The following is a 19,558-nucleotide window of genomic DNA, read 5'->3' as shown; positions in this document are numbered from 1 at the left end:
CCCCATGACGAAGCTCAAGCTGGCCATCGTCGGGGCAGGACCGGCGGGCATCTACGCCGCCGACATCCTGCTCAAGGCGGAGCGCAAGTTCGATGTCTCCATCGACCTGTTCGAGCAGCTCCCCGCCCCCTACGGTCTGGTTCGCTATGGCGTCGCCCCCGACCACCCGCGCATCAAGGGCATTGTCAACGCGCTGCGCGACGTTCTCGATCGCGGGGACATCCGCATCTTCGGCAACGTGCGCTTCGGCGAGGACATCACGCTCGACGACCTCAAGCGCCACTACAACGCCGTGATCTTCGCCACCGGCGCGGTGCGCGACACGTCCCTCGACATCCCCGGGATCGACGCCGAGGGCTCGTACGGCGCCGCCGAGTACGTCAGCTGGTTCGACGGTCATCCCGATGTGCCGCGCGACTGGTCCCTGGACGCCGCGTCGGTCGGCGTCATCGGCAACGGCAACGTCGCACTCGACGTGTCGCGCATGCTCGCCAAGCACGCCGACGACCTGCTGGTCACCGAGGTGCCCGACAACGTGTACCAGGGACTGAAGAAGAGCGCCGTCACCGACGTGCACATCTTCGGCCGTCGGGGCCCTGCGCAGGTGAAGTTCACCCCGCTCGAGCTGCGCGAGCTCGGTGAGCTGCGCGACGTCGACATGGTCGTCTACGACGAGGACTTCGACTACGACGAGGCCTCGCGGCAGGCGGTGGCCAGCAACAAGCAGGTCATGGTGATGGACCGCATCATGCAGTCGTGGCGCAAGCTCGACTCCGTGAACAACGCCGGCGGTACGGCGTCCCGCCGCCTGCACCTGCACTTCTGGGCGCGCCCCGTCGAGGTGCGCACCGACGAGAACGGCCGTGTCGCCGCCCTCGTGTACGAGCGCACGAAGTCCGACGGCGCCGGGGGAGCCGTGGGCACGGGCGAGCTGCGTGAGATCCCGATGCAGGGTCTGTACCGCGCGGTCGGCTACTTCGGGTCGCCGCTTCCAGGGGTGCCCTTCGACAAGAAGCACGGTGTGATCCCCAACCGCGAGGGTCAGGTGCTCGAGGCCAAGTCGAACCAGCGCGTGCCCGGCATCTACGCCACCGGCTGGATCAAGCGGGGACCGGTGGGCCTGATCGGTCACACCAAGTCGGATGCCATGGAGACCGTGCGTCATCTGATCAACGACCAGGGCTCGTGGTGGCAGCCGGAGAACACCTCCGACGACGCGATCCCGGCACTTCTCGCCGAGCGTGGCGTGAAATGGACCGATCTCGACGGCTGGCACCGTCTGGACGAGCACGAGATCGAGCTGGGGGCGGCCCAGGAGCGGGCGCGCGTGAAGGTCGTGCCGCGTGACGAGATGGTGCGGGTCTCGCGCGCGGAGTGATCGTCCCTGAGCCTGGCGAGGGGGTCCCTGAGCCTGTCGAAGGGCTGGATAGGGTGGTCACCATGGGGGAGTGGACACCGGATGTCCTCGGTGACGGTTTCGAGCAGCAGACGCTGCCACTCGGCGACGATTCCGAGGGCGAGATCGTCGCGACCGTGGTGCGCCTGCTCCCGGAGCGGGCGCCATGGTGGCATCCGATGCGGTGGGGTCGTGATCGCCGACCGCTCGCCGACGTCGACGTGCTGTACGTGCACGGCTGGTCGGACTACTTCTTCCACAAGAGGCTCGCCCGGTTCTGGGCCGGTCGTGGCGCCCGTTTCTATGCCCTCGACCTGCGCAAGTACGGCCGCAGCCTGCGGCCGGGGCAGACGCCGGGGTACATCACCGACCTCGCCGAGTACGACGCCGACATCGCCGCCGCGCTCGCGGCGCGGGGGGATGCCACCGGTCGGCGCCTGGTGCTGTTCGGGCATTCCACGGGCGGGTTGATCCTGAGCCTGTGGGCATCGCGGCATCCCGACCAGGCGGCCGCGATCATCCTGAACTCGCCCTGGCTCGAGTTCCAGCTCGCGGCGGCCCGCTCGGCGATCACGCCGGTGGTGGAGCTTCAGGCGCGACTGTGGCCGATGGACGCCGCCCCGCAAGTGGACCTCGGCTTCTACAGCCGGGCGCAGCGCGAGGTCGCCGATCCCGATGATCCCGTCGAGACGAATCCGGCCTGGCGTCCGGAGAAGGCGATGCTCGTGCACGCGGCGTGGCTGCGCGCGGTGTTCGCGGGTCATGCCGCCGTCTCACGGGGGCTGGGGATCACGGTGCCGACGTGCGTGCTGCTCTCGCAGCGCTCGGTCGTTCCCACCAGATGGTCGCCCGAGCTGACGCGTGCCGACAGCGTCCTCGTCGTCGATGACATCGCTCGGGCGGCGGTGAAGCTGGGATCGTCGGTGACGGTCGAGCGGATCGATGGCGCACTGCACGACGTGTTCCTCTCAGCACGGGATGCCCGCGATGAGGCCTACGTCCGGCTGGGACGCTGGGTGGACGGCTGGGCTCAGACGCCGTAGATCGCGCGGCAGGCGCGTTCGGCGGCATCCGCGTCGCGACGGCGCAGGGCGGCGACGAGGTCGGCGCACCCGGTGATCACACGGGGCCGGTGGGCGCGGGTGATCTCGAAGGTGCGCAGCGCGCGGGCGAGCGCGAGACTCGCCTCATCGACGAGCGCCTGCTGCAGCGGATTGCCCGTGCGTGCCGCCAGATACCCGATGACGGCGCCGCGTGCGCGCGAGCACGCATCCGGCTCGTCGACGGCTCCAGCGATCTCGGCGATCATGGCGGAGACGGTGTCGAGCTCGTCCTCCGTCAGCCGCGGGCACGACAGGCGCACGATGATGCCGGCCTGCAGTCCCGCGAACTCGTGTGCGACCAGCTCTGACTCAGGCGTGATGGCGCTCACCTCGGTGTAGCGGCTGGGGTACATGATGACCAGGCCGATGCGTTCGAGGCGCTGCAGCGCCTCGCGCACCGGCGTGCGCGAGACATTGAGCTCGGCGGCCAGTTCGCTGTCGCGGATCCGCATGCCGGGTGCCAGGACACCGTCGACGATCCGACCGCCGATGAGCTGGAAGAGTCCTTCGGCCAGCAGTTGTTTGCGCTGCGTGATCCCCGGTGGCTGCTGTCGTTCGACGTCGACCATGTACGCTCCCCAATGCACGCCTCACGGCGGGCGCTACCCACTGCCACAGCAGGCCACGGCAGTACACGGCTGCCCCATACAGCCGCGTACCGGTATTCTACCCGCGTTGATTCCCCGGAGGGCAAGCGTCGGGCGAGAGCGTGTGGTGCGTCAGCGGTAGTTGACGAACTGCAGGTCGACCTCGAGGTCGCTGCCCTTGAGCAGGGCGATCACCGCCTGCAGGTCGTCGCGGCTCTTGGACTGCACACGCAGTTCGTCGCCCTGGATCTGGCTCTTCACGCCCTTGGGGCCCTCGTCGCGGATGATCTTGCTGATCTTCTTCGCGTTCTCGCTGGAGATGCCGTCCTTGAGCGACGAGACGATGCGGAACTCCTTGCCGCTGGCGAACGGTTCGCCGGTGTCGAGGCTCTTCAGTGAGATGCCGCGCTTGATGAGCTTCGACTGGAACACGTCCAGTACAGCCTTCGCGCGCTCCTCGGAATTCGCCTTGATGAGGATCTGCTCGCCGCTCCACGCGATAGACGCATCGGTGCCCTTGAAGTCGTAGCGCTGCTCGACCTCCTTGCGGGCCTGGTTCAGTGCGTTCTCGGCCTCCTGGTGGTCGACCTTGGAGACGATGTCGAAAGAGCTGTCAGCCATACAGGCAGTGTAGCCAGCCCGCGACCCATGGAAGCGCTTCCATGCATCTCTTGTGGATCGACGGCGGTTACGGCTTGATATCGGTGCGGTCGAACGTTGCACAGGGCGCCGTCCGCCATGCATACTGTAAGCGCTTGCAGTCCTGCAGGTCCCGCATCAAGAGAGGCACACCAATGAAGGTGAACTTGAGGAACATCCTCGCGTTCGGCGCGATCGCCGCGACAACAGCAGTAGTCCTCACCGGCTGCGCATCCAGCACTCCCGAAGAGGATGCTTCCGGAAGCGAGGCCGACTTCTCCGGCCAGATCACTGTCTGGGTCGACGCCGACCGCGCTGACGTCCTCGAAGCCGCGGCCGAGGACTTCACCGCTGACACCGGTGTGAAGGTGTCGCTCGTACAGAAGGAGTTCGGCGAGATCCGCGACCAGTTCGTCCAGCAGGCTCCGACCGGCAAGGGCCCCGACGTGGTCGTCGGCGCACACGACTGGCTCGGCATCCTCGTCTCCAACGGAGTGGCAGCACCCGTCGAGCTCGGCGACCGCGCCGGTGAGTTCGAGCAGGTCGCCCTCGACGCGTTCAGCTACGACGGTCAGGTGTACGGCGTTCCCTACGCGGTCGAGAACATCGGCCTGCTGCGCAACACCGACCTCGTCGCCGAGGCTCCCACCGACTTCGACGATATGATCGCCAAGGGCAAGGCCGCCGGCACCGAGTACCCCTTCCTCGTGGGGCTCGACCCCGAGGCATCCGACCCGTACCACCTGTACCCGTTCCAGACCTCGTTCGGAGCCCCCGTGTTCGGGCAGAACGACGACGGCAGCTACAACGCCGAGGACCTGCAGATCGGCAACGAGGGCGGCCAGAGCTTCGCCACCTGGCTCGCCGCGCAGGGCGAGGCCGGCGTGCTGAACACCAACATCACCGGTGACCTCGCCAAGGAGAACTTCATCGCCGGCAAGTCGCCCTTCTTCCTCACCGGTCCGTGGAACGCGCCCGCGGCCGTCGACGCAGGACTGAACATCGCCGTCGACCCGATCCCCTCCGCCGGTGGCCAGGACGCACAGCCGTTCGCCGGCGTGCAGGGCTTCTTCCTCAGCGCCGAGAGCGAGAACAAGCTCGCCGCCAACGAGTTCCTGCTGAACTACATCGGCTCGGACGACGTGCAGACCGCCCTCTACGAGGTCGGCGGTCGTGCTCCCGCACTGACGAGCGCCTTCGAGGCAGCCGTCGACGGCGACCCGATCACCGCCGGCTTCGGTGAGGTCGGCGCGAACGCCGTGCCGATGCCGAGCATCCCCGAGATGGGTGCGGTCTGGCAGTACTGGGGCGTCACCCAGGCTGCCATCATCAACGGCACCGGAGGCGACCCCGTCGCACTCTGGGACAAGATGGCGACCGACATCCAGGGCGCGATCAGCGAGTAGTCCGAACGGGGCGGGACGGCACCACAGGGATGCCGTCCCGCTCCGTCCCCGCCTGCACCGAATCCACTGACATCGCTGAGGAACGCCGATGACGATCGTTGATGATCACGACACCGAAACCGTGACGCCCACCGCGCGCCAGCGCCGGGCAGCGCGCATCGCCGAAGCCGCCGGCGGCGGCTGGGCCCTGCTGCTGGTCAAGGTGGTGCTGCTCGGCCTGATCCTGGCGCTGGCCCTGTACGCCGGTCTCGTGCTCTCGCGCACCGGCCAGTGGGTGGTGGCCGTCATCGTCGTCGCTGTGGCGGCGCTGGCCGTCTGGATCTACTTCAGTCGCGGCAGGCTTCCGGCCAAGTACCTCATGCCAGGGCTGGTGTTCCTGTTCGTCTTCCAGGTGTTCGCCGCTCTCTACACGGGCTACGTCGCGTTCACGAACTACGGCACCGGACACAACAGCGACAAGGACAGCGCGGTCAACGCACTGATGCTCTCCGCGCAGGAGCGCGTTCCGGACTCGCCCGCCTACGAGCTCACCGTGCTCGAGCAGCTCGGGGAGTTCTCCTTCCTGGTGACCGCCCCGGACGGCGACGTCGCCGTCGGTGGCACCGACCGGCCTCTGGAGCAGGTCGACGGCGCCGAGATGGACGGCGACAAGGCCGTCGGCCTCGACGGCTACACGGCCCTGAGCTTCGGCGACATCGTCGCGAACCAGTCGCAGATCGCCGACATGTCGGTGCCGATCAGTGACGACCCGAACGACGGTGCCCTGCGCACCCCGGACGGATCGCGCGCCTATGTGTACACCTCGGCGCTCGAGTACGACGAAGCCGCCGGCACCATGACCGACACCCGTACCGGCGTCGTCTACTCGGACATCGGAACCGGCGCGTTCACCGCCGCGGACGGCACCGAGCTCACGCCCGGCTGGAAGATCGTGGTCGGCTTCGACAACTTCACCCGCGCCTTCAGCGAGGAATCCATCCGCGCGCCCTTCGTCTCGGTGCTGATCTGGACGTTCGTCTTCGCGTTCCTGTCGGTGTTCACCTGCTTCGCGCTCGGGCTCTTCCTCGCGATCGTGTTCAACGACCCGCGCATGAAGTCGAAGAAGTACTACCGGGTGCTGATGATCCTGCCGTACGCCTTCCCCGGATTCCTGTCCGCGCTGGTGTGGGCGGGAATGATGAACCAGGAGTTCGGCTTCCTCAACGTCGTGCTCTTCGGCGGCGCCGACATACCCTGGCTCACCAATGAATGGCTGGCGAAGTTCAGCATCATCCTGGTGAACCTGTGGCTCGGCTTCCCGTACATGTTCCTGATCTGCACGGGCGCCCTGCAATCCATCCCGGATGATGTGCAGGAGGCCGCGCGCGTCGACGGCGCGAACGCCTGGCAGATCTTCCGCAGCATCAAGCTGCCGCTGCTGTTCGTCGCGGTCGCGCCGCTGCTGATCTCGTCGTTCGCGTTCAACTTCAACAATTTCAGCCTGATCTACATGCTCACCGGCGGCGGTCCGCGCGACGTCACCGCGGGGGTGAACGTCGGCGCCACCGACATCCTCATCACGATGGTCTACAAGGTCGCGTTCGTGGGCTCGACGTCCGACTACGGACTCGCGAGCGCCTTCTCGATCATCATCTTCATCCTGGTGGCGACCATCTCGGTCATCGCGTTCCGCCGCACCAAGGCCCTGGAGGATCTGAACTGACATGAGCACCTCGCAGACCACCGAACCCACCACCTCGGCCATCGTCACGGCGGGCGCCGGCACACCCGGCGAAGCGCGCGAGCCCCGCCGCCCGTTCCGCAAGTACTTCCGTGAGACGGGCTGGCGCCACCTCGTCGGCATCGTCGCCACGGTGTTCGCGCTGTTCCCGCTGCTGTACGTGTTCAGCGCGTCGCTGAACCCCGGCGGCACGCTGCTCACAGCCAACTCGCTGTTCAGCCAGATCAGCCTCGACAGCTACGTCGAACTGTTCGGCAGCGATCGTCATCCGTATGCCGCCTGGTTCATGAACACGCTGGTGATCGGCCTGATCACCGCGCTGTTCACCGTGCTGCTCGGCGCGCTCGCCGCCTACTCGTTCTCGCGCATGCGGTTCACGGGCCGTCGGTTCAGCCTGACCGCACTGCTGGTCGTGCAGATGTTCCCGCAGATGCTCGCGATGGTCGCCATCTTCCTGATCATGGTGACCATCAGCGACATCTTCCCCGCGATCGGCCTGAACACGCAGATCGGTCTGATCATGGTCTACCTCGGCGGTGCGCTGGGGGCGAACACCTACCTGATGTACGGGTTCTTCAACACCGTCCCGGCATCCATCGATGAGGCCGCGAAGATCGACGGCGCCGGTCACGCCCGCATCTTCTTCACGATCATCCTGCGTCTGGTCGCGCCGATCCTCGCGGTGGTCGGACTGCTGAGCTTCATCGGCACGAGCAGCGAGTTCGTGCTGGCCAGCGTCATCCTGATCGACCCCGACAAGCAGACCCTCGCCGTGGGACTGTACAAGTTCGTCTCGGACGAGTTCTCGAAGAACTGGAGTGTCTTCGCCGCCGGCGCGGTGCTGGCCGCCATCCTGCCGGTTGCGCTGTTCCTCGCCCTGCAGAAGTACATCGTCGGCGGTCTGACCGCAGGAAGCGTGAAGTAGCGGATGCCGGCGAAGCGGGCGCGAGACCGTCGCCGAGTGGCCGCGAGCCTCGCCGCGGCCGTCGCGACGGCCGCGCTGCTGCTGGCCGGGTGCGCCCCTGCGGGTCCGCGGGAGGGCGGGTCGGATGCCACGTCGGATGCTGCGGAGCAGCCGGCCGCGCTCGGCGAGGCCCCCGGTGCGGGCATCCAGCTCTTCCAGCTGCCGTGGACGTCCGTCGCCGCCGAGTGCGAGCAGACCCTCGGCCCGGCAGGGTTCTCCTGGGTGCTCACCTCGCCGCCGAACGAGCACATCCAGGGCGCTCAATGGTGGACCTCGTACCAGCCGGTGAGTCATCAGATCGAGTCGCGGCTGGGCACGAGGGCGGAGTTCGCCGACATGGTGCAGCGCTGCCGCGCCGCCGGCGTCGACGTCATCGCCGACGCGGTGATCAACCACATGACTGGGCAGGATCAGCCCGGCACGGGCACGGCGGGAAGCGCCTACGAGCACTACTCCTACCCGGGGCTCTACGGGCCCGAGGACTTCCACCACTGCGGACTCACCGGCGACGACGACATCCAGGACTATTCATCGCGCGAGCAGGTGCAGACCTGCGAGCTGGTGAACCTCGCCGACCTCGACACCGCGTCCCCGCAGGTGCAGGGGCAGATCGTCGCCTACCTCGAAGACCTGCTCTCGCTCGGCGTCGCCGGGTTCCGCATCGACGCGGCCAAGCACATGCCGGCCGATGACGTCGCGGCGATCGTCGCCGTGCTCCCCGAGGGCACGCGCATCCTCAGCGAGGTGATCCGCGGGGCCGGCGAGCCGATCGAGCCCGAGGAGTACACCGCCTTCGGCGAGGTGTTCGAGTTCAGTTACGCTCGCGATCTCGTCCAGCCGCTGCGCTCGGGCGTGTGGACCGACCCGGAGCTCGCCGATCCGCGACCCCTGCACGTGGCATCCGACGCTGCGATCGTGTTCGTCGACAACCACGACACCGAGCGCGGCGAGGCGAAGGTGACGGCCAAGATGCCGGAGCTGTACCTGCTCGCCAACGTCCTGCTGCTGGGCGACGATTATGGCACCCCCGTCGTGTACTCCGGCTACACGTTCTCGGATCGAGATGCCGGAGCGCCGGCGGATGCTGAGGGCCGCGCGCTCCCGGCATCCTGCGCGCCCGTCGTCGAGAACGCGACCGTGCCCGCCGAGGACGGCGAGCGCACGTGCATCCAGAGCTGGCCGGCGATCGGCGGCATGCTCGCGTTCCGCGAGGCCGTCGGCGAGGCCCCGCGTCTGCCGGGGGTCGAGCAGGGCGACGCGTACGCCTTCGAGCGCGATGCCCGCGGCATCGTCGCGGTCAACGCCGGGCACGCCGCCGAGACGGTGACGATCCCGACCGGGCTGCCGGACGGGGAGTACTGCGACGTCGTCTCGGGAGGTCGCGCGGCTCTCACCGATGGCGGATGCCAGGGCGCGGCCTTCACCGTCGACGGGGGAGAAGCCGTGTTCGAGCTCGACGGCCGCACCGCCGCCGCGATCCACCTCGAATCGAGGCGCTGAGCGCGCCATTCTTGCCAGAATCCACAACTGAAGACCAGAACCACAATCAGAGGGCTCTGTCATGGCCGCGCGCTGTGCAACCACGTCGAATCCGGCGGGTAACCGCCGCTGTCTGAAAGGCCATGACATGTCCGTTCTTCTTCCGCACCACGACGGCTCACCGCTGTACGTCTCGAACGACGCGCCCACGATCGGCGAGGTCGTCACCGTGCGCCTGCGCGTACCCGCCGGCTACGGTCCGCTGCGCGCTGTGCGCACCCGCTCCAACCCCGACCACGAGCCGGAGTGGACCGAGGCGGCGCTGGTCGGCTCCGCCGACGGATGGGACTGGTGGCAGGCTCCCATCACCGTCCGCAACCCCCGCCACGGCTACCGGTTCGTGCTCGTGCACGAGGACGGCACCGTACTGTGGCTGAACCAGAGCGGCCTGCACGGCGGCGAGACTCTCGACGCCGAGGACTTCGCACTGGTCGCGAACCCCGCACCTCCCGCCTGGCTGCACGAGTCGGTGATGTATCAGGTGTTCCCCGACCGGTTCGCGCGCTCGGCGCAGGCCGACAGCCACCCGACGCCCGACTGGGCGATCCCCACCGCGTGGGACGACCCGGTCGACCCGGTGATGCCCGGACGCTCGCAGCAGTTCTACGGCGGAGACATCCCCGGCATCATCGAGCACCTCGATCACCTGGTCGAGCTCGGGGTGAACCTGCTCTACCTGACCCCGGTCTTCCCGGCGGCGTCCAACCACCGCTACGACGCGTCGAGCTTCGATGCCGTCGATCCCCTGCTCGGCGGCGATGAGGCCTACATCCGGCTCATCGAAGAGGCGCACGCGCGGGGCATCCGCGTCATCGGTGATCTCACCAGCAACCACTCCGGCGACCGCCACGAGTGGTTCCAGGCGGCGCTCGGCAACCCCGGTGCCGAAACCGAGGACTTCTACTACTTCACCGACGACGGCAACACGCACTACGAGTCATGGCTGGGAACGCCCACGCTGCCGAAGTTCGACTGGTCATCCGAGCAGCTGCGCGAGCGGTTCGTCAGCGGCGACGACTCGGTCGTCGCGAAGTGGCTGAAGCCGCCGTACTCCATCGACGGCTGGCGCATCGACGTGGCCAACATGACCGGACGCCTCGGTGATGTCGACCTGAACGCCGAGGTGCGGCAGCTCTTCCGCGAGACGATGCTGCGCATCAACCCCGATGCCATCCTGCTCGGCGAGTCCACGAACGACGCGATCAGCGATCTGCAGGGCGATGGCTGGCACGGCGCCATGACGTACCCCTCGTTCACCCGACCGGTCTGGGGTTGGCTGAGCGAGCCCGATGGCGCGCCGTACCTGACCGCCGAGGGCGAGGAGCGCACCGAGCCGTGGTTCTTCGGGCAGCCGATCGGCGGCATCCCGAAGTACACGGCGCGCGATGTCGCCGACGCGGTGGTGCGGTTCACCGCGGGCATCCCGTGGCGGGTGCGACTGGGCAACATGCAGCCGCTGGACACCCACGACACCGGGCGGTTCGCGACGAACGCGGCACCGGGCACGGTGCCGGTCGCGGTCGGGCTCTCGATGACGCTGCCCGGCCTGCCCGTGGTGTTCGCGGGCGACGAATTCGGCCTCGTGGGTGCGGACGGCGAGGCCAGCCGCACGCCGATGCCGTGGGGCTCGGAGTCGGATGTCCCCGTCGCCGAGCGCCTGGCGCTGTACCGCGATCTCGTGGGATTGCGTCGCGCGCATCCCGTGCTCGGCGCCGGCGGCATGCGCTGGCTGCACGTCGACGACGAGACGCTGGTGTTCGTGCGCGAGGGTGCCGACGAGAGCGTGCTGGTGCTCGCGACGCGCGGGGGAGCGGATGTCGAACTCCTCCCCGGCGCGCTGTCGGGTGCGGCTGCGGCGCAGGAGCTGGTCGGGGATGCGACGCTCGCCGTGGCATCCGACGGTGCCGTCATGCTGGCGGCCGAGGGTCCGGCGTTCGCGGCCTGGAGCCTGCCGGGCGTGCTGCTGCCGAGCGAGGGCTGAGCGCATGGCTCAGCCGGAGCGCTACGAGGCGCTCAGCCGCGGCCTGGCCGACGGAGTGCGCTCGCACGAGGACCTGGTCGGGTTGGTGCTGCTCGGCTCCGCGTCGGATGACGCGCGGCTGCGCCGCGACGAGTGGTCGGATCATGACTTCTTCGCGATGACGGCCGAGGGGAGGGGCGCCCGGCTGCGCCCCGACCTCTCCTGGCTGCCCGACCAGGACCGCATCGTGCTGACCGCCCGTGAGGGAGAGATCGGTTTCGTCGCCGTGTACGACGACGGTCACGTCTTCGAATTCGCGATGTCGGATGCTGCGGAGCTGGCCGGTGCGGTCGCAGCCGAGGCGACGGTGGTCGTCGACGACGCTGCGGGCACGGCGGCGACGCTCGTCCGGAGCGCGCAGGCGCGTGCGCGGGCAGCAGACGGGTTCGATCCGCAGAACGACGCGCGCCTGGTGCTCGTGAAGCTGCTGATCGGGGTCGGCCGGGTGCGGCGGGGCGAGCGCCTGAACGGCGGGGCATTCATCCGCCAGTGGGCGGTGAACCACCTCGTGCGCGCGATCCGCGGGCGCGCCCCGGGGGAGTCCACCGCACTCCGAGACGTGAACGATCCGGTGCGCCGCTTCGAGCGCGAGCATCCCGTCTGGGGCGAGCGCATCGCAGCCGCCGTCGCGCGTCCGGAGGAGGAGGCCGCACGGGAGGTCTACGCGCTGCTGCTGAGGCTGCAGCCCGGGTGGGACGAGTTCCCGACCCGCGCCGCACAGGCAGTGGCGCGGCGCCTCGGCTGGGACTGAGCCTTCCCGCGCCCCGCGCTCGAGTCTGCGCCACATTCCTGCATCTGCGGCATCGATCAATGCCGCAGATGCAGGAAAGTGCAGCAGGTGCGACCGGACGCACATGCCGGCGCGCAACACGACGCGGTGATGCCGCATGCGGAGCACAGCGTGGCGTACGGTATGGGCATGTCGGCTCGTGTCGGAGGGCGCAATCGCGCGATCAGCTGGATCGTCGGCATCCTGTGCGCCGCTGTCGTGGCCGCACTGCTGTGGCTGTCGCTGCCGGCGGGACCCGGTCTGCTGGTCGTGGTGGGGCACCTGCTCGACGGCACGGTGCCCCCGGGCTGAGGGCGTCCGCGAATGCCGTCCGACGACACGTCGGCACGCCTGCGGCACTGCACTTCGCGGGAGCGTTACCCTCGCACTGGACCAATCCACGAGAGGCGGCACCATGAGCGACCCCGAGGTTCCCCAGAACAAGCCGTCCGACGACGTCGATGACGTCGTCGGCAGCGCCAACGAGGGACTCGACGCCGCAGCAGCGGCCCGTGACGACGTGCCCGGCCCCGGCGTGCCCGAATCCGGGGCATCCGACCCCGACGGCACAGCAGACGCCGCGGATGCCGTCGACGCCGACATGGCGGCGTTCGCCGCCGCCGAGCGCGACCACCCCGGCACGTTCTCCTCGTCGCCCGTCGACGATGAGCCGGTCGGTGACGCCCGACCTGCGACCGAGCCCGACGCCGAACCGCTCGCCGCATCAGCGGCCGTCGGCCCCGCAGACGAATTCGTCGACTCCACCGGCCCCGTCGCCGTCGAGGGGGACGACACTGCCGTCGTGACGGGGGCGTCGGCGGCCGACACGGCCTACGCGTCCACGGACACCGCCTACGCCGACTCCGCGTACGCCGCACCGGCAGCGGGTATCGCAGCCGCCGCCGAGACCCAGGTCGTTCCCGCAGAGCCGATCGCCCCGCCGCCGGCCTCCCCGCAGCCGATCTTCGTGCAGGCTCCCGAGCCGCCGCGCGAGCTCGGTAACCGGGCGGCCGCAGGCGCCATCGGCATCGTCGCCGCGATCGCGTTCGCCATCCTCTACCTCGCGGCGATCCTCGGCGTCGGCGCGATCGAGGGCGACGTCACCGCCGACAACGTGGTCGACTCGCTGATCGCGCCCCTGACGACCTGGGCGTACTGGGTGCCGGTCGTGGTGTTCTTCATCGCCTTCTGGCTGCTGGGCGCGATCATCAACCGCGGGCGCTGGGCGCATTGGGTGATCTTCGGCCTGCTCGTCGGAGCGGCGACCTACGGCGGCCACATCCTCGGACAGCTGTTCCAGGCCCCGTTCTGGCGCCTCACGGCCACCGAGGCCGTCGACCTCATCGACCAGCAGCTGCTCGCGCCGCTGGCCATCGCGGCGTTCATCTTCGCCCGTGAGCTGACGATCTGGTTCGGCGCCTGGGTGGCGCGCAGCGGAGCGCGCAAGAAGGAGCTCAACGCCGAGGCGCAGGCCGAGTACGAGCGCACGCTCGAGGCAGGCCCTGCCGCACTGCGATGACATCGGATACGGTGACAGCATGACCACCGGAGACCCCCACGGCACCCCGCCGGAGGGGGTCTCCGTCGCTGTGGCCGCCGTCGTGGGCACGGTCTGCTTCGCCGCCTTCAGCATCCTCGGTCTGGGCATGCTGTCGTATTTCACCGACACCGACATCATCTCGGTCGAGGGACTCACGCTGTGGCCCGGCATCGTCGGTATGGCGGGGGCGATCGCCGTCTTCGCCGCGCTGCTGACCTCGCTGCTTCGCCGCGTGCATCCGCCCTTCGCCCGCGTCGCTGTCGTCGCGGTCGCGACCGCCATCGCCCACGTCGTCGTCGTGTGGTTGAGCGCGGTGGTCGGCGGCGCGGGCCTGGCGCACGCCACGGCCGCCGGCGCGCAGCTGGTCGTGCGCGGATCGAGCCTGGTGCTGCTGCTGGTCGCGCTGATCGCCGGATGGATCGCGGTGGGGCTGCGGCGCGCGCGTGGGGGCACCCCGCGGTGGCCGTGGGAGCGCGACGCGCAGGGATGAGGATGCCCGGGGTGCGCGGATCCGGCCCTGACTGCGCACACTTCCGGTGCTCGGCCGTACGCTGGTGTTCGTGGAGCGATCTCTGGATGCCCAGGTGAGCCAGGCCGTCGAGGCCTGGCTGCGGTGGGTGCCGCGGTGGGCGCCCGCCACGCACCGCGGACGCGTGGCTCCGTGCCGCCGCTGTCTCGGATCGCCGATTCTGTCGGCCGCAGGCATCGGCGCCAACGTCCCGCACGGCGTGCAGCACGGGCTGTCGACGCGGATCAAGTCGATCATCGACCAGGCCGTCGCCGAGTACACCGCCCGCAACCTGCCGATGCTGCAGGCCGAGCTCGACCAGCAGGCCGATCGGAACAGATCGCGCGGATACCGTCCCGCCGAGGGCCTTGAGCCGGAGTACGAGGGGATGCCCCTCGATCCGGATCCCGTCCCCGGCGCGCCGTTCCTGTTCACCGTCGCCGGCATGGCCGACGACGCGGCGGCCGAGCTGCCGCCGCTGCCGCCGCTGAGCGAGGATGCCAAGGCCGCGTTGCGCCAGGAGGTGGCGCTGGCCGACGAGTACGCGAACATGGTCGGGCGGGAGATCTGCGGGATGCTGCTGAGCCACCGGCTGCAGGTGCAGGCGGCGATATCGCGGTACGTCGAGCCGCAGATCGAGGCCATGCTGGCCGAACTGAGCGAGGCGCTCGACTCGCCGTTCGATCCGGATATCCCGTAGCACAGCATCCGGCATCATTTGACCACCACGCGCACGGGCGATTACACTTGATCTCATGTGCGCACGCCTGTGCGTTCATGCTGGGCTCCGACACCGTCGGTCAGCCCCCACGGCATACCCATCACACCAAAAGCGCGGCGATTCCGCCGTGCCGGTGGGTCATGATGTGAAACCCATCACGCTGTCACCGTGCAGCACTATGAGGAGAGAACGTGCCAACTATTCAGCAGTTGGTTCGCAAGGGACGTTCGCCGAAGGTCACCAAGACCAAGGCGCCCGCTCTGAAGTCGAACCCGCAGCAGGCCGGCGTGTGCACCCGTGTGTACACCACCACCCCCAAGAAGCCGAACTCGGCGATGCGCAAGGTCGCCCGTGTGAAGCTGCGCAACGGCACCGAGGTCACCGCTTACATCCCCGGTGAGGGCCACAACCTGCAGGAGCACTCGCTGGTGCTCGTGCGCGGTGGTCGTGTCAAGGACCTCCCCGGTGTCCGCTACAAGATCGTCCGCGGTGCACTCGACACCCAGGCTGTCAAGAACCGTAAGCAGGGTCGCTCCCGCTACGGCGCGAAGAAGGGTTGAGTTAGATGCCTCGTAAGGGCCCCGCTCCCAAGCGCCCGGTCGTCAACGACCCCGTATACGGTGCACCGATCGTCACCTCGCTCGTGAACAAGATCCTCGTCGACGGCAAGAAGTCGCTCGCCGAGTCGATCGTCTACGGCGCCCTCCGCGGCGTCGAGGCCAAGAGCGGCCAGGACGCCGTCGCCACCCTGAAGAAGGCGCTCGACAACGTGCGCCCCACCCTCGAGGTCCGCAGCCGCCGCGTCGGCGGATCGACCTACCAGGTTCCCGTCGAGGTCAAGCCGCACCGCGCGAACACCCTCGCGCTGCGCTGGCTGGTCAGCTACGCGAAGGGCCGTCGTGAGAAGACGATGACCGAGCGTCTGCAGAACGAGATCCTTGACGCCTCGAACGGCCTGGGTGCCGCGGTCAAGCGCCGCGAGGACACCCACAAGATGGCCGAGTCGAACCGCGCCTTCGCCCACTACCGCTGGTAACGGGCTGAGCGGATGCCGCGCCTGCGGCATCCGCTCCCACTCTCTGTTCGTTCCTGAACCATCCCGGAGGAACCCCCGTGGCACAAGAAGTGCTCACCGACCTGAGCAAGGTCCGCAACATCGGCATCATGGCGCACATCGATGCCGGAAAGACCACCACCACCGAGCGCATCCTGTTCTACACGGGTGTCAACCACAAGCTCGGCGAGACCCACGACGGCGCTTCGACGACGGACTGGATGGAGCAGGAGAAGGAGCGCGGCATCACGATCACGTCGGCCGCCGTGACCTGCTTCTGGAACAAGAACCAGATCAACATCATCGACACCCCCGGCCACGTGGACTTCACCGTCGAGGTGGAGCGCTCGCTGCGCGTGCTCGATGGCGCCGTCGCCGTCTTCGACGGCAAGGAGGGCGTCGAGCCCCAGTCCGAGACCGTGTGGCGTCAGGCTGACAAGTACAACGTCCCGCGCATCTGCTTCGTCAACAAGATGGACAAGCTCGGTGCCGACTTCTACTACACCGTCGACACCATCGTGAACCGTCTCGGTGCGAAGCCGCTCGTGCTTCAGCTGCCGATCGGCGCCGAGAGCGACTTCATCGGCGTGGTCGACCTCATCGAGATGCGTGCACTCGTCTGGGAGGGCGACTCCAAGGGTGACGTGACGATGGGTGCCTCGTACGAGGTGCAGGAGATCCCCGCCGACCTCAAGGACAAGGCCGAGGAGTACCGCCAGCAGCTGCTGGAGACGGTCGCCGAGACCGACGACGCGCTGCTGGAGAAGTTCTTCGGCGGCGAGGAGCTGTCGGTCGCCGAGATCAAGGGCGCGATCCGCAAGCTCGTGGTCGCGAACGAGATCTACCCCGTGCTGTGCGGCTCGGCGTTCAAGAACCGCGGTGTGCAGCCCATGCTGGACGCCGTCGTCGACTACCTGCCGAACCCGCTCGACGTGGGCGCCATCGAGGCGCACGACCCGAAGGACGAGGAGAAGGTCATCGAGCGTCACCCCGACGCCAACGACCCGTTCTCGGCGCTCGCCTTCAAGGTCGCCGTGCACCCGTTCTTCGGCCGCCTGACCTACGTGCGCGTGTACTCGGGTCACCTCGACTCGGGCTCGGCCGTCATCAACTCGACCAAGGGCAAGAAGGAGCGCATCGGGAAGATCTTCCAGATGCACGCCAACAAGGAGAACCCGGTCGACTCGCTCACAGCGGGCAACATCTACGCCGTCATCGGCCTGAAGGACACCACCACCGGTGACACCCTCGCCGACCCGGCCGCCCCGGTCGTGCTCGAGTCGATGACCTTCCCCGAGCCCGTCATCGAGGTCGCGATCGAGCCGAAGACGAAGGCCGACCAGGAGAAGCTGGGTCTCGCGATCCAGAAGCTCGCTGAAGAGGACCCGACCTTCCGCACCGAGCTCAACCCCGAGACCGGTCAGACGACCATCAAGGGCATGGGCGAGCTGCACCTCGACATCCTCGTCGACCGCATGAAGCGCGAATTCCGCGTCGAGGCGAACGTCGGAAAGCCGCAGGTGGCCTACCGCGAGACGATCAAGAAGGCCGTCGAGAAGCACGACTACACGCACAAGAAGCAGACCGGTGGATCGGGTCAGTTCGCGAAGATCCAGTTCAACATCGAGCCGCTCGAGCTCGACGGCGAGAAGACCTACGAGTTCGTGAACTCGGTCACCGGTGGTCGCATCCCGCGCGAGTACATCCCCTCGGTGGACGCCGGCTTCCAGGACGCGATGAACGTCGGCGTGCTGGCCGGATACCCGATGGTCGGTGTCAAGGCCACGCTGGTCGATGGTGCTGCGCACGACGTCGACTCCTCGGAGATGGCGTTCAAGATCGCCGGATCGATGGGCTTCAAGGAGGCCGCACGCCGCGCCAACCCGGTGCTGCTCGAGCCGCTGATGGCGGTCGAGGTGCGTACCCCCGAGGAGTACATGGGCGACGTCATCGGCGACCTGAACTCGCGTCGTGGCCAGATCCAGTCGATGGAGGACGCTCAGGGCGTCAAGGTCGTGCGCGCGTCGGTGCCGCTGTCGGAGATGTTCGGCTACATCGGCGACCTGCGGTCGAAGACCTCGGGCCGTGCGGTGTACGCGATGGAATTCGACAGCTACGCTGAGGTTCCGCGCGTCGTCGCCGACGAGATCATCCAGAAGACCAAGGGCGAGTAAGCCCTTCAGCTCCTCCCGGGGCTCTGCGCCCGCTGAGCGTGTCGAAGCACGCGGGGCCCGGGAGGAGTACCCCACAACTTCACATTCCCTCTCTACTAAACTGAGAAACCGAAATCCGTAGGGAGCCGGTCACAATCCAGTGCCCGGCCATCTCTACACGAACGTCCTGAGGAGGACCCAGTGGCCAAGGCCAAGTTCGAGCGGACCAAGCCGCACGTCAACATCGGAACGATCGGTCACGTCGACCACGGCAAGACCACGCTGTCTGCCGCGATCTCGAAGGTGCTTGCTGACAAGTACCCGTCCGACACGAACGTCCAGCGTGACTTCGCGACGATCGACTCGGCTCCCGAGGAGCGTCAGCGCGGTATCACCATCAACATCTCGCACATCGAGTACGAGACCCCGAAGCGCCACTACGCGCACGTCGACGCCCCCGGCCACGCCGACTACGTCAAGAACATGATCACCGGTGCCGCACAGATGGACGGCGCGATCCTCGTGGTCGCCGCCACCGACGGCCCGATGGCTCAGACCCGTGAGCACGTGCTGCTCGCCAAGCAGGTCGGCGTGCCGTACCTGCTGGTCGCGCTGAACAAGAGCGACATGGTCGACGACGAGGAGATCCTCGAGCTCGTCGAGCTCGAGGTCCGCGAGCTGCTCTCGGCTCAGGGCTTCCCCGGCGACGACGCTCCCGTCATCCAGGTCTCGGCGCTGAAGGCGCTCGAGGGCGACGAGAAGTGGGTCCAGTCGATCCTCGACCTCATGCAGGCCGTCGACGACAACGTGCCGGACCCCGAGCGTGACCGTGACAAGCCGTTCCTGATGCCCATCGAGGACGTCTTCACGATCACCGGTCGTGGCACGGTCGTCACGGGCCGCGCCGAGCGTGGCACCCTGGCAATCAACTCCGAGGTCGAGATCGTGGGTCTGCGTCCGACGCAGAAGACGACCGTCACCGGTATCGAGATGTTCCACAAGCAGCTCGACGAGGCATGGGCCGGCGAGAACTGTGGTCTGCTGCTCCGCGGCACCAAGCGCGAGGACGTCGAGCGCGGTCAGGTCGTCGTGAAGCCGGGCTCGATCACCCCGCACACCAACTTCGAGGGCACCGCCTACATCCTCTCGAAGGACGAGGGTGGCCGTCACAACCCGTTCTACACGAACTACCGTCCGCAGTTCTACTTCCGCACCACCGACGTCACCGGCGTCATCTCGCTGCCCGAGGGCACCGAGATGGTCATGCCCGGCGACACCACCGACATGAAGGTCGAGCTGATCCAGCCGATCGCCATGGAGGAGGGCCTCGGCTTCGCGATCCGTGAGGGTGGCCGCACCGTCGGTGCCGGCACGGTGACCAAGGTCATCGCGTAAGCAGCTGCTTCGCGATCGGGGTCGGACCTTCGGGTCCGGCCCCT

18 protein-coding genes are annotated in these 19,558 nt (G+C 68.1%); 16 read left to right on the top strand and 2 right to left on the bottom strand.

Annotated features, from left to right (window positions below; translation table 11 throughout):
- Window positions 1-4 precede the first annotated feature (4 nt).
- Window positions 5-1,378, top strand: a complete 1,374-nt coding sequence (locus tag WDU99_RS09695) for an FAD-dependent oxidoreductase (protein ID WP_337332247.1) — start codon at window positions 5-7, stop codon at window positions 1,376-1,378.
- Window positions 1,379-1,440: 62 nt separating this feature from the next.
- The gene (locus WDU99_RS09690; RefSeq protein ID WP_337332246.1) at window positions 1,441-2,439 is read left to right on the top strand and encodes an alpha/beta hydrolase; all 999 of its coding nucleotides are present in this window, start codon (window positions 1,441-1,443) and stop codon (window positions 2,437-2,439) included.
- Here WDU99_RS09690 and WDU99_RS09685 read toward each other — a convergent pair.
- Window positions 2,427-3,068 (bottom strand): GntR family transcriptional regulator, encoded by a 642-nt coding sequence (locus WDU99_RS09685; protein WP_337332245.1) that lies wholly within the window; start codon window positions 3,066-3,068, stop codon window positions 2,427-2,429. The two genes, WDU99_RS09690 and WDU99_RS09685, sit on opposite strands and share 13 nt — an antisense overlap.
- A 150-nt stretch (window positions 3,069-3,218) precedes the next feature.
- On the bottom strand, window positions 3,219-3,707 hold the full coding sequence (locus WDU99_RS09680) for a YajQ family cyclic di-GMP-binding protein (protein ID WP_337332244.1): 489 nt from the start codon (window positions 3,705-3,707) through the stop codon (window positions 3,219-3,221).
- Between the two features lie 173 nt (window positions 3,708-3,880).
- Between WDU99_RS09680 and WDU99_RS09675 the strand changes: the two genes are divergently transcribed.
- The 14 genes from WDU99_RS09675 to tuf all read left to right on the top strand — a co-directional run bounded on the left by WDU99_RS09675 (window position 3,881) and on the right by tuf (window position 19,514).
- A complete protein-coding gene (locus WDU99_RS09675; protein WP_337332243.1) occupies window positions 3,881-5,131 on the top strand; it encodes a sugar ABC transporter substrate-binding protein in 1,251 nt (416 codons plus the stop codon).
- Between the two features lie 88 nt (window positions 5,132-5,219).
- Window positions 5,220-6,833, top strand: coding sequence for an ABC transporter permease subunit (locus WDU99_RS09670; protein WP_337332242.1), 1,614 nt, complete (start codon window positions 5,220-5,222; stop codon window positions 6,831-6,833).
- Window position 6,834: 1 nt separating this feature from the next.
- A complete protein-coding gene (locus tag WDU99_RS09665; RefSeq protein WP_337332241.1) occupies window positions 6,835-7,776 on the top strand; it encodes a sugar ABC transporter permease in 942 nt (313 codons plus the stop codon).
- 36 nt (window positions 7,777-7,812) lie between these two features.
- Window positions 7,813-9,315, top strand: coding sequence for an alpha-amylase (locus tag WDU99_RS09660; protein WP_337332240.1), 1,503 nt, complete (start codon window positions 7,813-7,815; stop codon window positions 9,313-9,315).
- A 127-nt stretch (window positions 9,316-9,442) separates the two neighbouring features.
- Entirely contained in the window at window positions 9,443-11,335 is a 1,893-nt protein-coding gene (locus WDU99_RS09655; protein ID WP_337332239.1) for a glycoside hydrolase family 13 protein, read from the top strand.
- 4 nt (window positions 11,336-11,339) lie between these two features.
- Complete coding sequence (locus tag WDU99_RS09650) at window positions 11,340-12,125, top strand: hypothetical protein (RefSeq protein WP_337332238.1); 786 nt, start codon at window positions 11,340-11,342, stop codon at window positions 12,123-12,125.
- A gap of 168 nt (window positions 12,126-12,293) precedes the next feature.
- Window positions 12,294-12,455, top strand: coding sequence for a hypothetical protein (locus WDU99_RS09645; RefSeq protein ID WP_337332237.1), 162 nt, complete (start codon window positions 12,294-12,296; stop codon window positions 12,453-12,455).
- A 103-nt stretch (window positions 12,456-12,558) separates the two neighbouring features.
- Entirely contained in the window at window positions 12,559-13,662 is a 1,104-nt protein-coding gene (locus WDU99_RS09640) for an ABC transporter (RefSeq protein WP_337332236.1), read from the top strand.
- 19 nt (window positions 13,663-13,681) lie between these two features.
- Window positions 13,682-14,173 carry a hypothetical protein gene (locus tag WDU99_RS09635; protein ID WP_337332235.1) on the top strand — a complete coding sequence of 164 codons (492 nt, stop codon included), beginning with the start codon at window positions 13,682-13,684 and terminating at the stop codon, window positions 14,171-14,173.
- A 70-nt stretch (window positions 14,174-14,243) separates the two neighbouring features.
- Entirely contained in the window at window positions 14,244-14,891 is a 648-nt protein-coding gene (locus WDU99_RS09630; RefSeq protein ID WP_337332234.1) for a spermidine/putrescine ABC transporter substrate-binding protein, read from the top strand.
- Between the two features lie 212 nt (window positions 14,892-15,103).
- A complete protein-coding gene (gene rpsL / locus WDU99_RS09625) occupies window positions 15,104-15,472 on the top strand; it encodes a 30S ribosomal protein S12 (RefSeq protein WP_241927871.1) in 369 nt (122 codons plus the stop codon).
- Window positions 15,473-15,477: 5 nt separating this feature from the next.
- Window positions 15,478-15,948: a 30S ribosomal protein S7 gene (rpsG, locus tag WDU99_RS09620; RefSeq protein WP_179410053.1), complete on the top strand. Its 471-nt coding sequence runs from the start codon at window positions 15,478-15,480 to the stop codon at window positions 15,946-15,948.
- A 77-nt stretch (window positions 15,949-16,025) separates the two neighbouring features.
- The gene (gene fusA / locus WDU99_RS09615; protein ID WP_337332233.1) at window positions 16,026-18,140 is read left to right on the top strand and encodes an elongation factor G; all 2,115 of its coding nucleotides are present in this window, start codon (window positions 16,026-16,028) and stop codon (window positions 18,138-18,140) included.
- Between the two features lie 180 nt (window positions 18,141-18,320).
- A complete protein-coding gene (tuf, locus tag WDU99_RS09610) occupies window positions 18,321-19,514 on the top strand; it encodes an elongation factor Tu (protein ID WP_337332232.1) in 1,194 nt (397 codons plus the stop codon).
- The last annotated feature ends 44 nt before the right edge of the window (window positions 19,515-19,558 follow it).

The sequence above is a fragment of the Microbacterium bandirmense genome (assembly GCF_037204185.1).
GTDB classification, from domain to species: domain Bacteria; phylum Actinomycetota; class Actinomycetes; order Actinomycetales; family Microbacteriaceae; genus Microbacterium; species Microbacterium bandirmense.
Note: the sequence above shows the minus strand (reverse complement) of the source record. Positions and strands in the feature narration are given on the sequence as shown.

Excerpts from the sequence above, each read along its gene's own strand:
- WDU99_RS09695 (WP_337332247.1), top strand. The coding sequence starts at position 5 with ATGACGAAGCTCAAGCTGGCCATCGTCGGGGCAGGACCGGCGGGCATC.
- WDU99_RS09690 (WP_337332246.1), top strand. The coding sequence starts at position 1,441 with ATGGGGGAGTGGACACCGGATGTCCTCGGTGACGGTTTCGAGCAGCAG.
- WDU99_RS09685 (WP_337332245.1), bottom strand. The coding sequence starts at position 3,068 with ATGGTCGACGTCGAACGACAGCAGCCACCGGGGATCACGCAGCGCAAA.
- WDU99_RS09680 (WP_337332244.1), bottom strand. The coding sequence starts at position 3,707 with ATGGCTGACAGCTCTTTCGACATCGTCTCCAAGGTCGACCACCAGGAG.
- WDU99_RS09675 (WP_337332243.1), top strand. The coding sequence starts at position 3,881 with ATGAAGGTGAACTTGAGGAACATCCTCGCGTTCGGCGCGATCGCCGCG.
- WDU99_RS09670 (WP_337332242.1), top strand. The coding sequence starts at position 5,220 with ATGACGATCGTTGATGATCACGACACCGAAACCGTGACGCCCACCGCG.
- WDU99_RS09665 (WP_337332241.1), top strand. The coding sequence starts at position 6,835 with ATGAGCACCTCGCAGACCACCGAACCCACCACCTCGGCCATCGTCACG.
- WDU99_RS09655 (WP_337332239.1), top strand. The coding sequence starts at position 9,443 with ATGTCCGTTCTTCTTCCGCACCACGACGGCTCACCGCTGTACGTCTCG.
- WDU99_RS09650 (WP_337332238.1), top strand. The coding sequence starts at position 11,340 with ATGGCTCAGCCGGAGCGCTACGAGGCGCTCAGCCGCGGCCTGGCCGAC.
- WDU99_RS09645 (WP_337332237.1), top strand. The coding sequence starts at position 12,294 with ATGTCGGCTCGTGTCGGAGGGCGCAATCGCGCGATCAGCTGGATCGTC.
- WDU99_RS09640 (WP_337332236.1), top strand. The coding sequence starts at position 12,559 with ATGAGCGACCCCGAGGTTCCCCAGAACAAGCCGTCCGACGACGTCGAT.
- WDU99_RS09635 (WP_337332235.1), top strand. The coding sequence starts at position 13,682 with ATGACCACCGGAGACCCCCACGGCACCCCGCCGGAGGGGGTCTCCGTC.
- rpsG (WP_179410053.1), top strand. The coding sequence starts at position 15,478 with ATGCCTCGTAAGGGCCCCGCTCCCAAGCGCCCGGTCGTCAACGACCCC.